General features: G+C 38.8%; 12 protein-coding genes. 4 read left to right on the forward strand and 8 right to left on the reverse strand.

Features of this window, described 5'->3' with window-relative positions; genetic code table 11:
* Positions 1-34: 34 nt before the first annotated feature.
* From ulaA to OSO01_RS19485, 3 genes are all read left to right on the forward strand, one after another.
* Positions 35-1,384, forward strand: coding sequence for a PTS ascorbate transporter subunit IIC (gene ulaA / locus OSO01_RS19475; protein WP_147212206.1), 1,350 nt, complete (start codon positions 35-37; stop codon positions 1,382-1,384).
* 107 nt (positions 1,385-1,491) lie between these two features.
* Positions 1,492-3,486 (forward strand): transketolase, encoded by a 1,995-nt coding sequence (tkt, locus tag OSO01_RS19480; RefSeq protein WP_147212148.1) that lies wholly within the window; start codon positions 1,492-1,494, stop codon positions 3,484-3,486.
* Positions 3,487-3,711: 225 nt separating this feature from the next.
* Positions 3,712-4,434, forward strand: coding sequence for a YqjF family protein (locus OSO01_RS19485; RefSeq protein WP_147212149.1), 723 nt, complete (start codon positions 3,712-3,714; stop codon positions 4,432-4,434).
* A 59-nt stretch (positions 4,435-4,493) separates the two neighbouring features.
* Here the strand turns inward: OSO01_RS19485 and phnE (OSO01_RS19490) are convergent, their stop codons facing one another.
* The 4 genes from phnE (OSO01_RS19490) to OSO01_RS19505 form a co-directional block, all read right to left on the reverse strand.
* A complete protein-coding gene (phnE, locus tag OSO01_RS19490) occupies positions 4,494-5,297 on the reverse strand; it encodes a phosphonate ABC transporter, permease protein PhnE (RefSeq protein WP_147212150.1) in 804 nt (267 codons plus the stop codon).
* The gene (gene phnE, locus OSO01_RS19495; protein ID WP_147212151.1) at positions 5,294-6,094 is read right to left on the reverse strand and encodes a phosphonate ABC transporter, permease protein PhnE; all 801 of its coding nucleotides are present in this window, start codon (positions 6,092-6,094) and stop codon (positions 5,294-5,296) included. The genes phnE (OSO01_RS19490) and phnE (OSO01_RS19495) overlap by 4 nt, the downstream gene beginning before the upstream one ends.
* On the reverse strand, positions 6,087-6,863 hold the full coding sequence (phnC, locus tag OSO01_RS19500) for a phosphonate ABC transporter ATP-binding protein (RefSeq protein WP_147212152.1): 777 nt from the start codon (positions 6,861-6,863) through the stop codon (positions 6,087-6,089). Before phnC ends, phnE (OSO01_RS19495) begins: the two co-directional genes overlap by 8 nt.
* A 150-nt stretch (positions 6,864-7,013) precedes the next feature.
* Entirely contained in the window at positions 7,014-7,943 is a 930-nt protein-coding gene (locus tag OSO01_RS19505; protein WP_147212153.1) for a phosphate/phosphite/phosphonate ABC transporter substrate-binding protein, read from the reverse strand.
* Between the two features lie 148 nt (positions 7,944-8,091).
* Between OSO01_RS19505 and OSO01_RS19510 the strand changes: the two genes are divergently transcribed.
* Positions 8,092-8,913: an HAD family hydrolase gene (locus tag OSO01_RS19510; RefSeq protein WP_147212154.1), complete on the forward strand. Its 822-nt coding sequence runs from the start codon at positions 8,092-8,094 to the stop codon at positions 8,911-8,913.
* A 198-nt stretch (positions 8,914-9,111) separates the two neighbouring features.
* Here the strand turns inward: OSO01_RS19510 and OSO01_RS19515 are convergent, their stop codons facing one another.
* The 4 genes from OSO01_RS19515 to OSO01_RS19530 all read right to left on the reverse strand — a co-directional run bounded on the left by OSO01_RS19515 (position 9,112) and on the right by OSO01_RS19530 (position 13,917).
* Positions 9,112-9,798: an AroM family protein gene (locus OSO01_RS19515; RefSeq protein WP_147212155.1), complete on the reverse strand. Its 687-nt coding sequence runs from the start codon at positions 9,796-9,798 to the stop codon at positions 9,112-9,114.
* Entirely contained in the window at positions 9,783-10,958 is a 1,176-nt protein-coding gene (locus tag OSO01_RS19520; RefSeq protein WP_147212156.1) for an amidohydrolase family protein, read from the reverse strand. Before OSO01_RS19520 ends, OSO01_RS19515 begins: the two co-directional genes overlap by 16 nt.
* Positions 10,942-12,051, reverse strand: a complete 1,110-nt coding sequence (locus OSO01_RS19525) for an amidohydrolase family protein (protein ID WP_147212157.1) — start codon at positions 12,049-12,051, stop codon at positions 10,942-10,944. The genes OSO01_RS19520 and OSO01_RS19525 overlap by 17 nt, the downstream gene beginning before the upstream one ends.
* 252 nt (positions 12,052-12,303) lie before the next feature.
* Positions 12,304-13,917 (reverse strand): ABC transporter substrate-binding protein, encoded by a 1,614-nt coding sequence (locus tag OSO01_RS19530; RefSeq protein WP_147212158.1) that lies wholly within the window; start codon positions 13,915-13,917, stop codon positions 12,304-12,306.
* Positions 13,918-14,009: the final 92 nt, after the last annotated feature.

The following is a 14,009-nucleotide window of genomic DNA, read 5'->3' on the forward strand; positions in this document are numbered from 1 at the left end:
TTAACTGAAAAGGGAGGTTTTCCATGTGAGTACAATGATTGATATTTTAAGTGAACCGGCGATACTTGTCGCTTTAATCGCTTTAATTGGTTTAATTGCTCAGAAGAAAGGTATTGCGGATACCGTTAAGGGAACAACAAAAACTTTTGTCGGTTTCCTTGTTATTGCAGCTGGTGCAGGCATTCTATCTGGATCTCTAACACCATTTGGATCGATGTTTGAAGAGGCTTTTAATGTATCTGGTGTCGTGCCGAATAATGAAGCAGTAGTTGCCTTAGCTTTAACGGATTATGGCACAACAACAGCCCTGATTATGTTTTTTGGGATGATTGTTAATATATTAATTGCCCGTTTTACCAGATATAAATATATCTTCTTAACAGGACACCACACGCTTTATTTAGCTTGTATGCTGGCTGTTATTATGGCAGTTGCCGGTTTTAATACATTCGGATTAATTGCGGCAGGATCAGTTGCTTTGGGTATTGTAATGACATTATCTCCAGCAATCTTGCAGCCTTTTATGCGTCAATTAACAGGAAACGATAATGTTGCGTTGGGTCATTTCAGCGCTGTTGGCTATGCAGCAAGCGGATTAGTCGGAAAACTATTTAAAGGAAGTAAAGAAACGTCTACCGAGAATATTAAATTTCCAAATGGTTTAGGGTTTTTACGGGATAGCACAGTAAGTATTGCTTTAACGATGATAGTAATGTATTTAATTGTTGCTTTCTTTGCCGGTCCGACATTTATTGAAGCGGAATTAAGCGGAGGTACAAACTTTCTGGTATTTTCATTAATTCAAGCGGGGACATTTGCTGCAGGGGTATTTGTCATTCTTTCTGGGGTACGTCTTGTACTTGCTGAAATTGTACCAGCATTTAAAGGTATCTCTACAAAACTGGTTCCAAACGCCAAACCGGCATTGGATGTTCCTATTATTTTCACTTATGCACCGAATGCCGTATTAATTGGCTTTTTCTCCAGTTTTCTTGGTGGTATTGCAAGTATGGTAGCCATGATTTTTTTAGGAGGAGTAATTATTCTTCCGGGCGTCGTTCCTCACTTTTTTACCGGAGCAGCAGCTGGGGTGTTTGGTAATGCTACCGGCGGGTTTAAAGGATCAGTTGCCGGTGCATTTGTAAACGGAATTATCATTTCCTTCTTACCAGTTTTCTTAATGCCGGTACTTGGAGATTTAGGGTTTGCCAATACAACCTTCTCTGATGCTGACTTTGGTGTATCAGGTCTCTTCTTTGGAAGCCTGGCAAACTATGCAGGTCCGATTGCTATTACGATTAGCTTAGCAGTGATTATTCTTCTGATGATAGTTCCAGGAAAAAAGAAAAATAATAATCAATCAGAAGAATCAAAGGTTGGTTAAACAGAAAAGACGACAAAGAACAAGTGCATATAAGTGAGCAGTAATTGTATGCACTTGTTCTGCTATATCAATAAACGAATCTTATCTTATATTGGAGGCAGATTTTTATGACTACAAAGGATTACACTATTTCTGAATTATCCATTAACACGATTCGCACACTAACCATTGACAGTGTAGAAAAAGCGCAGCATGGTCATGCAGGAATGCCGATGGGAGCAGCGGCAATGGCTTATGCTTTATGGAAAAAGCATTTAACGATTAATCCTGAAAATCCAAGCTGGTTTAATAGAGATCGCTTTGTACTCTCAGCAGGGCATGGGTCCAATCTTCTTTATAATTTATTACATTTGTCCGGTTATCCTGTTACCATTGACGATTTAAAGCAGACAAGACAGTGGGGAAGTAAAACACCAGGGCATCCAGAATACGGAATCACTCCCGGAGTAGAGGCAACTACAGGTCCATTAGGTCAAGGCATACCAGTAAGTGTGGGGATGGCCATTGCAGAAAAACATTTGGCTGAGGTTTATAATAGACCAAACTTTAAAATGGTAGATCATTATACGTATACAATTTGTGGTGACGGTGATCTAATGGAAGGCGTTTCCTATGAAGCTATCTCTCTTGCAGGTCACCTTCAGCTGGATAAGCTTATTGTTCTCTATGATTCTAATGATATCAGTTTAGATGGTGACTTAGATATTTCCTTTAGCGACCATATTCAAAAACGCTTTGAAGCAGCCCGCTGGCAATATTTAAAAGTAGAAGCTGGCAATGATACAGAAGCAATTTCAAAAGCAATTGAAGAGGCAAAACAAGATCAAGAGCGTCCAACTGTGATTGAAATAAAAACAACCATTGGCTACGGCTCTCCAAGCTTACAGGGAACCCATCATGCGCATAGTGATCCATTAGGAAAAGAGGAAATTGAACGTACGAAAGAAGTATATGGATGGCAATATGAACCTTTTCATGTACCAGAAGAAGTGTATGAGGATTTTGCGTCTATTAAAGAGAATGGAAAGGCTGCTGAAGAGAATTGGCATAAACAGTTTGAAGCCTATAAAGCAGATTATCCTGAACTTGCAGAGCAATTAAAACGAATTATTGACGGTGAGCTGGCTGATGGCTGGGATACAGAACTTCCAGCATATTCTTCAGAAGACATACTTGCAACACGAGTGGCATCAGGGGACACATTGAATAAATTAGCACAGAAACTTCCTGAGTTTATAGGCGGTTCTGCAGATCTGGATTCCTCTACGAAAACAAGGTTAACGAATGAAGCTGATTTTAAAAGAGGTCAATATCAAGGAAGAAATCTCCGTTTTGGTGTCCGGGAGTTTGCAATGGGGGCGATTGCCAATGGCTTAGCACTTCATCATTTACGTCCATTTGTCAGCACATTCTTTGTATTTTCGGACTATCTGCGTCCGGCAATCCGTTTAGCTTCTTTAATGGAGCTGCCAGTTACGTATGTATTCACACATGATTCCGTTGCTGTAGGACAGGATGGTCCAACCCACCAGCCAATCGAGCATTTAGCATCCTTCCGGGCAATGCCGGGATTGTCTGTCATCCGTCCGGCTGATGCAAATGAAACGAAAGAGGCGTGGAAGCTGGCTGTAGAAAATACTTCTCAACCAACAATGCTTGTTCTTGGCAGACAGGGTTTGCCTACATTAAAGGATTCAGCGGAGCTTGCCAAAGAAGGTGTTGAAAAAGGGGCTTATGTGATTTCTAAAGCAGTTCAAGAACCAGAAGGAATTCTAATTGCTGCCGGCTCAGAAGTCAATTTAGCTGTAGAAGCTCAAAGAGAATTAGAAAAACAAGGTACATTTGTCAATGTTGTAAGTATGCCGAGCTGGGACCGTTTTGAAAAACAGCCGGAAGCTTATAAAGAGAGTGTTCTACCAAAAAATATAAAAAAACGAGTATCTGTTGAAATGGGCTCTAAGCTTGGCTGGAGAGAATACGTCGGGGATAGTGGAATTGTTATGAGTATTGATTCATTCGGCGCATCTGCACCTGGAAATGAGGTTATTGAAAGATATGGTTATACTGTTGAAAATGTAGTTAATACGTATAAAAAATTATAACGAAAAAGGTTGGGAGAAGAATAGTCAAAATGACAAATAGTGACTTTCCACTTTGAAGTGGGAAGTCACTATTTTTGTGGTGTGTAAATATTTATAATAAAGCGGTCAATCGATATATTTTTAACTAAGATAATTACACAGCTTGTTTTAGAACTTTAATGAACGTGGGATACTGAAAATAAATAAGTCCTAAATAATAAAAAAAACTGGCAAGGATAATTCGATATGATATTAAAAAAAATAAAACAAAAAACAGAATCTGATAGTTCTTTCCCTTGGATTCTACTCCAAAAATGGGAGCATATCTTGTTTCTTCACTATCCAATATCACCTGAAACAATAAAAACCTACCTTCCAAGAGAAGTAGAGCTGGATACATATAATGGACAGGCATGGATCAGTATTGTCTCTTTTACAGTTAGCAGGAACCAGTTTCGTTTTTTTTTAAGAGTTCCTTATACATATCCAATGCTGCAAATAAATGTAAGAACTTATATAAAGAGAAAAGGAGAAATAGGTGTTTATTTTTTTACAATGGATACAAATAAATTATCTGCTGCTTTGGGAGGAAGGATAATAAACGCTCCTTTTCTTCATGCAGATATGGTTATGAGGAAATTTGCAAACACATATCATATATACAGTGCCCGTAAAGGAGAGCTGTCTGCTGAATTTGAGGCAAGGTATTTTCCAGCAGGAGCTGCTTTCTATCCTGAAAAACAGAGTCTTGATTATTGGCTGTTGGAGCGGTATATTTTCTGGTCTTATAAAAAAGGCAGGTTATATCGTGGAGATATTAAGCATGATCGATGGAAAATAAGAAATGCTGAGGTAAATATAGAAAAACAATCTTTATTTTTACCGGAGAATGCTATAGGAGAGGCCCCATTAGTACATTATGCCGGTTCTAAGGTTGCGCTAAACGGAGTGATTAAAAAAGTAAAATAAGATTCCATGTAAGACCAAAACTTAACATGAAATCTTATTTTTTATAGCACTATTTGAAACTAAACCAGCCGCTTCCTGATCTGCGCACTGATAATATCAATCAACGTAACTACAACAATAATAACCAGTAAAATCAATCCAACCTCGGACCAATTCCGGTTTGTTGTTGCAATGGTAATGAGTGTTCCAATACCGCCGGCTCCGATGATACCTAAAATGGTGGAAGCGCGGACGTCAATTTCAAACCGATAAATTGCATAGGATAAGAATTCCGGAATAATCTGTGGAATAATTCCATACACAAGTACCTGGAGCTTATTCGCTCCGTTTGCCTCTAATGCTTCAACTACATTCATATCAATGGACTCAATAACTTCACTATAAAGCTTGCCCAGCATCCCGATGGATCCGATTGCGATGGCAATAACCCCGGCGAAGGGTCTCGGACCTACAGCCGCTACGAACATTAAAGCTAAAACAAGCTCTGGGAAAGCACGGATTGCATTCAATGCCCATTTTGAGGCAGTGTTTAAGAATTTATTTCTCACCATATTACGTGCAGCAAAGAAGCCAAAAGGAATAGCTAAAATTGCTGCCATCAAAGTACCTGTATAAGCCATCAGCAATGTTTCCCACATAAGCCCCATTACTTTCCCGAAGGCTGACCAGTCGGGAGAGAACAATTGAGGTATAACACGTGTTAAGCTTTCAATTGTATGCTGACTGAAAACACGGCTCCAGCGGATTTCAATACTTGTAAACGTCCAGATATAGATGGCAAGAAGAATAATTCCAATAATATATGGTCTCATCTTTTGCCAAGGTGTTTTCTTCGGTTTAGGAGGTAGCGTAAATTCTGTCATATTAGTCGCTCCCTTATTTTGTTACTAATGTAATCAATAATCACAACGGATATAAAGATAATAATAATAATTGTCATTACGTTTGGATAGTTGGCCCAGCTTACCTGCTGATTTAACAGAAGACCGATACCTCCGGCTCCTACAAAACCGAGAACAAGAGACGCGCGGACATTTACTTCAAATACATACAGTCCAAACGAAACAAATTGAGGGAGTACCTGTGGCATGACCGCATACGTAATAACCTGCAGTGTATTTCCACCGGAAGCACGTATTGCCTCAATCGGATTCATATCAATGGATTCAATAGTTTCGTACAATAATTTAGCTAGTAAACCTAAAGAGAAAATGATTAATGCCATAATACCCGGAAAAACGCCAACGCCAAAGATACCTACAAAGATCAGTGCAAGTAATATATCTGGTATTGTACGTAACACGTTCATAATAAAACGAACCGGCTGATGAATAAATGGATTTGGAAAAAGGTTAGCAGCCGATAATAGGCTGATAGGAATACTGATCAGTGCAGCGACTGTGGTTGCAATGATTGCCATATGTAAGGTTTCAATCAGCTGTGGCATCACAGTTGATGCATAACTCCAATGTGGAGGAAAAAGGCTTTGGGCAATATTAATAAAACCATTTTTTCCGTTCCATAAATCAAGAAGAGAAGATTCCGTTTTTATTGAAGTAAACAGATAAAAACCAACAATGATAATGAAAATAGCAGATATCCGTAATTTCGTTTTATTGGATGATATGCCCTGCAATGTTGGCTGATTTGTTTTACTCATCCTCAGAACCTCCTACTCGGTCCTCATCACGAATTTTTCTTCCGTAAATCTCTTCGAATGTTGCCTCATTCACATCACTGACAGGCCCGTCATAAACAACTTCACCTGCTCTCATTCCGATAATACGATCTGCATATTCCATTGCCATGTCAATAAAATGCAGGTTGACGATGGTAGTAATATTGTCTTCTTTATTTACTTTCCGCAAATAGGTCATTACCTGATGGGACGTTGGCGGGTCAAGGGATGCAACCGGTTCATCCGCCAGAATGATATTGGGCTGCTGTGTAAGTACGCGCGCAATGGCTACTCTCTGCTGTTGGCCGCCGCTTAATTGATCAGAACGCTGATACAGTTTGTCAGCTATATTCACGCGTTCTAAACTGCGATATGCCAAAGCCAGGTCTTCTTTTGGATACAGGTTAAACATACTCCTTAGCGTCCCTGTATGACCTAAGCGGCCGGAAATAACATTTTTCATTACCGAGGAGCGTTTTACAAGATTATAATTTTGAAAAATCATACCGACCTTTGTCCGCAATTTACGAAGCTCACGGGACCCGTAATTTAAAATATTCTCATTATCAATCAGCAGATCGCCGCCAGTTGGCTTAACCAGACGATTTATACTGCGGATCAATGTTGATTTTCCGGCACCGGATAATCCGACAACAACAACGAATTCTCCAGGATTGATTTGAAGATTGATATTTTTTAAACCTTGCGTTCCATTTGGATAAACAAGGGAAACATCTTTAAATTCTATCATGATGGAAATCTCCTTTTTATTTAAGGGTTATCAGGAGTCTATGAAGATGAAGTGCCTCCTTTTTTTCAATAAGACTCTAAGAGAAAGATAATCTCTTCCTCTTAGAATCATAAGAGTATCCGGCAATCCTCTTGATTATTAAGGTACTGTTTACTCGTCAAACTGATCTTGGAATTTTTTATAAACATCACGGACAATATCATATTCTTCATCTGTTGCTTCATCAAGACCAGTCCAGTTGTACACTTCATCCATTACGTTAATCATTTCTTCATCATCATTGAAGCCCAGAAAGATTTCTTTTATCTGTGCAATTTCTTCTTCACTTAACAGATTTGTATTTGCGCTGATTGTATCATTAGGAATACGCTCGGTGAAATCCAGCTGCACGAGCTCGTCCATTGCTTCTGGATAATCCTCGACAATGTTTGTACGTGCATCTTCAAATGTTGTTGCAAAGTCTGCATCACCTTCAAGGACAGTAACTAATGCTGCATCATGCGAACCGGTCTGAATTTGATTACTGAAGTATGATTCTAAATCTTCTACACCATAGTCGTCCATTAGCTGTGCCGCCGGGAATAAGTATGCGGATGTAGATCCTTGATCAGCAAATGCCCAGATTGTTCCTTCTAAATCTTCTAAACTCTCAATACCTGAATCAGCACGGACAGTGTATTGAGCACGATAAGAAGATTCTCCGTCACGGATTGATTTTGCGAAAACTTCAACTTGATCATAGCGGTCAGTTGCCTGAACATAGCCAAAAGCGGGAATAAAACCAATATGAACCTGATCATTGCCTAAAGCTTCCACGAGTCCGCTGAAATTAGTCATTACACGTCCTTCCACATCACGATCAAGCTCTTCCTCCAGACGTTCTACCATCGGCTCGATATTGTCTGCGATTTTATCAGAATCTGTAGATGGAACAAACCCTAAGATGAGCGTGTCGTCCCCATCTCCTGAATCAGAGCCGCATGCTGCCAGCATAAATACCATTATTAATGTGAAAAATAAGAATATTCCTTTTTTGAACAATCTATTTCCCTCCCGGTGAAATAATTTATTTTGTTTCATATTTATTATAAGTGATTATGATAAAAGAAATCTACCGAATTTTGAGGAATTTTATCAAGATACGGAATTATTTGTAATTTAAAGACTCACTTTCCCTCTGTTGAACACAGAATATATGCTATGATAAAAGGGATGGGGGGCGAATGTAATGTTGGAAGATTATAAGCTGGTTATCTTCGATTTAGATGGAACGTTATATGAAGGAACGGAGCATTTTGACTATTATGCAAAGCTCCTGCAAGAAAAAGTTACACCTGCACTTCGAGACGAATATTTACAGGAATATGAAGCGATGAAGGCAGGAAAGCATCTTGTTTCTATCGGGAAGATATACGATGTTGCACGGGATTTGATTTTAACAATAGATTCTTTAGCCTTTGAGGTTTCCGCAGCATATCGCTGGAGTGGTGAAAAATTGTCTGAGACAGAGACACGAGAGTTCTACCCTGGACCACAGCAATTTGATTTCAATCATTTAGTTGCTATTGGAGATGGCTGGTGGCTGCCTTTTGCCAGTGCCAAGCATTATGGTGTAAAAGAACACTACAGCAGTTATTTGGCAACAAAGGAATTCATCGTGTCAGATGATTTTACAATAGAAAAACTGCAAGGCCTGCGTACTTATTTATTGCAATTAAAAGAAAAAACACAAATTGTATTGATGACGAACAGTGATCGGGAGGATGTAACACGTTTATTGAATGAGCTTGATTTAACGAATGTTTTTGACCATATTATTACCTCGGCGAAAAAGCCTGCATATACAAAAAAACTGATGGAACACCTGATTGAACAGTATAAAATTGAACCGGTTGAGGCGGTATCGGTCGGAGATAATTTTATTAATGAAATTGCTCCGGCATTGTCACTGGGCATGGATGCTGTTTATATTCAGCCACATGGTCATGATGAGGAAGTGAAAGGTTTGACGGTAATAGATTCTTTAACGGATTTTATTAAGGAAAAGTAATTGGTTATATTTGAAAGGCAGGTTGTCATATGGCAGGCGGGGGATTAATAGAATATTGAGCTGTGCTCATAAACTTAATTCATATCAGTGAGGAGCAATTGGTGATGCTCTGTTATATTATGCACAAGCGCCCATGCAAAAAGTATGTAATGAATTAGTAGGAGAGGAGGGAAACCCTCCTGCTAACCCTATATCTATTCATTCGTTTTGAAATGAAGTTAATTCAGCCATATTTTGATAGATAACGTTTCTTGCTAAAAACACCATCTTACTGGTATTTTCTTGAACAATGGATTTCATTTCTTCCGTATAGCCCATACAGTCCAGCACAATTGCTTTTATTGGCAGTTTTTCCAATTCACTTGCCACTTTAATTAACTCTGACTTATTAAAATTATATGGAGAGCATGCTTTTGGAATAGCAGTTAATCCTATTGTTTCCCATTTTTTAATGATGGAATCTTTTTGTTCAGGAAGGGGGACAATCACTCCGAGTGTTTCCTCTTGAATGACTCCTTTCACCACATGATTTAACAGATAATCTGGATAGATTAAAGGAACGTTACTGGTGAACTTAGGAAATTGTCCGGTACAAGCCAATAATATCATTGTTGTACCTGACAGGTTTAATTCAGAAATTAAATCTTGTATAAAAGGAAGTATTTTTTCCTTGGCAATAACTGCTTTATCTCCATTCGATAAACGAGAAACTAGAACAGTCTGATTTTCATTCGGAGATAAATTTAATATTTCCTGCTCTGTTTTATAATCAAGTACACCTCTTTCCACGATAGCTGTATTATCAGGGAAAATATGTTGCATCGCCGGTATCATATCCACTCTTGGTGTTTGTCCGACAGTAATAACGCCTATGGTTGGATGCATGATTTTTCCGTCTCCTTAGTGTAATAGTTTTTACCATTTACGTATGTTTCCAAAACATTGGCGCAGGTATGGAAAGGATGGTGGGACCATATAACAAAATCTGCATCTTTTTGTTCCTCCAGTGAGCCAACGCGATGTGCTATTCCGGTTAACTTTGCTGCTTCGATCGTGATGCTTCTTAATGCAGCTGTTTCATCTAAACCATATTTTACTGCTTCAGCAGCACAGATAACTAAATAATTAATCGGAATAAATGGGTGATCTGTCATAATTGCAAAAGGTATTCCTGCTTCATAAAATAGTCTGGGAGCTGCGGGAGTAGAGTTTCTGGTTTCATATTTTGTTGAAGGCAGCATAAATGGGCCTAATGTAACTTTGGCACCGCTTTTTTTAATTGCTTCCAACATGAAATGTCCCTCAGTGCAATGCTCCAATGATAATTGAATATTAAATTCTTTAGCTATTCGAATTGCTGTAGCGATATCATCGGCACGGTGAGCATGTAAATGTAATGGCATTTTATGATCAAGTACTTCTATAAATGGTGACAGCTCTGAATAATTATTCAATGCTTCTTCCTTTTCTTCGTTTGTCAGTTGACTTGCTTTTTCAAATCCATCACGTATTATATTGGCAATCGACATTCTGGTATACGGCTTTTTATGATAATTTTGACCAAATGTATTTTTTGGATTTTCTCCAAGTGCACCTTTAAGCCCGCTTTTCCTTGTAATCAACATCTCCTCCAGATAATCTCCGCCTGTTTTTAAAATGGTCCATACGCCGCCAATTGGATTAGCACTGCCGGCGCCAGTTTGAACTGTGGTTACGCCTCCTTTTCTTGCCAGGTCAAATGAAAAATGATGTATATCAATGCCATCTACCGCAGACATCATGGGAGTATAAGGCTCAGAATATTCATTGGCATCATTGACTCGTTCATTAATTTCTCCCCAAATTCCAACATGCGTATGAATATCAATTAATCCAGGAGTAATGAGAAGGCCATCCAGGTCTCTTACCTGTGCTTCTTCAGGGATGTCTGTGTTCACTCCAACTTTAATAATTTTTTCATTCTTAATCCATAAATCTGCGTGCTCTAATATGGTATTCTTTTCATCCATTGTATAAATTGTTGCATTTTTAAATATATGAAGCATTTTTTTCCGCCTCCCGATAAACTTCTTTTCCTTTTATAAACGTACGAACTGCTTTTGAAGTTAGACTTAGGGGGTGGCCATTCCATAGAACAAGGTCAGCAAATAAGCCTTCTTGAATATCACCGGTTTTGTGATCGACATTTAATAGTTTAGCAGCATCTTTTGTTAAAGCATTTAATACCTGGTGTTCTGGAACACCATTTTTTACTGCAAGAGAGCCTTCTAATTGCAGATGGGTTACAGAATTAGTCGGATGGTCTGTAGAAAATGTATAATTTATTGCTTGTTTATGGAAGAAAAAGCAGTCGGCAGGGTCCAGGTTTTTTAGTTCCGCTCTTTCTATTGGCTGAAAATAAGGACCTGCAACAATTGCTTTAGGGTAATTTAATATTGGTTTTTTTAATTTTCTATATTCTGTAGCATGGACAAATACAAAATCTATGCCAAATTCTTCTGCAATTCTATAAGCAGTCGCAATATCATCTGCGCGATGACAGCGAATAAATAAGAGCTGCTCTTTAAGGTTCTTTTCTTTTTGTAAATCATTTAAAGATCGCCGGATTTTATGGGCAATCCCCATGCGGGTTAGGGGAGTACCCGTTCTTTCCCAAAATGTCTTCTTGGGGAGATCTCCCATGGAATAGGAATACCCCAGATTTTTATGGAGAGCCATATCTTCAACGGTATGGCCATGGGTATGAATGACTGCAGTACGTGCTCCGACAATACTCTCGGCCGATGAAACAATATGAGCAGCTGTGACACCTGAAGAAACAGCATCATGAAAGGCTTTATCAAATGGATAAATACCATCCAAGACATGCAGCTTTTCACTTTTTGTTTCGTCTGGTTCCATGCCGTCGTCGCCTTCCCAGCGAATTCCTTTTTCTTTCAATCCAATTTGCGAACAAGTATCAATAAAACCGGGAGTCAGAAATAAATCAGAGCCATTAATAACAGAAATATGCTCTGGAATATGGTTTGCCGGTAAAATGGCATTAATTTTCTCATCTTTTATGAGAATGTTCTTTTTGGAAAAACTGCCGGATTCAGAAGAATATGTATTGATATTTGTAATAGCAGTTTCTGTCATTTTTACACCTGCTTTCAAAGTTTTATACAAGAGGATGTTCAAAAAGTCTAATAAAGATGACACGGCGAATTTCTTCGTTGATGATCTTTTTCCGATACTCACGTATTATAAAGCATACGCTCCGTTCGTAAAAAGATCATCGCCTTGAAATTCTTGGTCCTATTTATCAGCCTTTTTGAACACACACTATAAGAAAGAAAAGCAGAGAAATAGGCTCTACTTTTCTTTCTTTTGTAATTTTATTCTTGAAAATTATTCGTCCAGCCAGACATTTGCTCCATTCGGACTTACTACGTTAATGGACATGTCAGCAGATATTTCAAAGCCTTTCACCTTTGGACTGATAGCTGCTGTTGAGTCTTGATTGTCAATTTCAATCCGGGAGTAATCACCCATTATAATTTTAATTGCTTCTTGGTAAAGCGCAGCTCTTTCTTCTTGATCGACACTTTCTGTAAGAGCTTGATCTAATAACGCATCTACTTCTTCATTAGAATATCCTCGGCCGTTACCTAACGAGCCGATTTGATCAGAATGGAACAGCTGATTTAGAAAGAAGTATGGGTCGGGATACCATGACCACCCGCCAATAGACATAGGGGCGTTATTTTTGGAAACAGTGTCACTGAGTGTTCCCCATTCTACTACTTTGACCTCTACATCTATATTTAAATTTTCTTTCATTTGGTTTTGGAAAATAGTAGCGGTTGGAACACGAGCTTCGCCAACATAGATTTCTGTATCAAATCCATCTGCATATTCGGTTTCAGATAAAATTTCTTTTGCTTCTTCCGGATTATATTCTGGTTTGTATTGCTCCAGATCCTCGGTGTACCCCCATGATTCTTGCGGGATAGGTGCGTAGGAAACAGAAGCTCCTCCATATTGATTGGCGCCGGAAACAAGTTCTTCTACATTGGTAGCCTTGTAGATGGCTTCGCGGACTTTTGGATCGGCAGTTGGCCCTTTCTGGTTATTAAGGTCGAGATAAGTAATCGACAAGCCTGGCTCTGAAAGCAATTCGAGTTCAGGATCCTGTTCAATAACTTCTCTGCTCTGCCCTTTAATATCCGTAGCAAGATCAATATCGCCTGACCGCAGTGCATTTGTCATCATGTTAGGATCTGAAATAATGGTATAAGCAACACTATCAAGGTGTGGTTTTTCTCCCCAATAATTGTCATGCCTTTCCAGTTCAACCTTCTGATCTGTTTGCCAATCTTTCAGCTGGAATGGTCCAGTGCCCACTAAATGAGACCCAAACTGTTCTCCCCAGCCTTCCACTTCTTCTTCTGGCACAATAATATTTCCTTTATCTGTTAACATAGCCAGTAATGCTGCATTTGGTTCTGTCAGATGTATAGTTACTTCAAATTCATCAGTTACTTCTACGCTTTCTACACCAGTCAGCCTGTTCATAACCGATTCATTTGCTGAGCGTTCAAGACTATACTTCACATCTTCAGCAGTCATCTGCCTGCCATCCTGATACTCTCCCGGCTGAAAATAGACATCATCTCTTAATTTGAAGGTGTACGATTTCAAATCTTCTGAGGTTTCCCATTCTGTAGCGATAGATGGTTCAAAATCACTAAAATCTTTATTATAAACGATAAGTGTATCTCCAATTGATCTCATAATTTGAGATTCATAAACACCTGTATAGCGTACAGGGTCTAATGTATTAGGATTGGAAGAAAGCCCGATGTTCAAGGTTCCACCATCCGTCGGTTCTCCTGACTCATCTTCTGCACTGCCATTTCCTGAAGAGTCTGCTTCTCCATTAGAGGAACAAGCTCCTAAAGTAAAAAGGATACATATAAACCCAAAGACTAAAAGCCACGACTTTAAATTGAGTAATTTCATTTTTTCTCTCCTTTTTGGTTTATTTGATTCATAATGTGAATCAGCAATTCGAATAAAGAATTAATAATAAATCTAGCACAACTATGAATGTA

It is taken from the genome of Oceanobacillus sojae, from assembly GCF_007991515.1.
Lineage (GTDB): Bacteria > Bacillota > Bacilli > Bacillales > Amphibacillaceae > Oceanobacillus > Oceanobacillus sojae.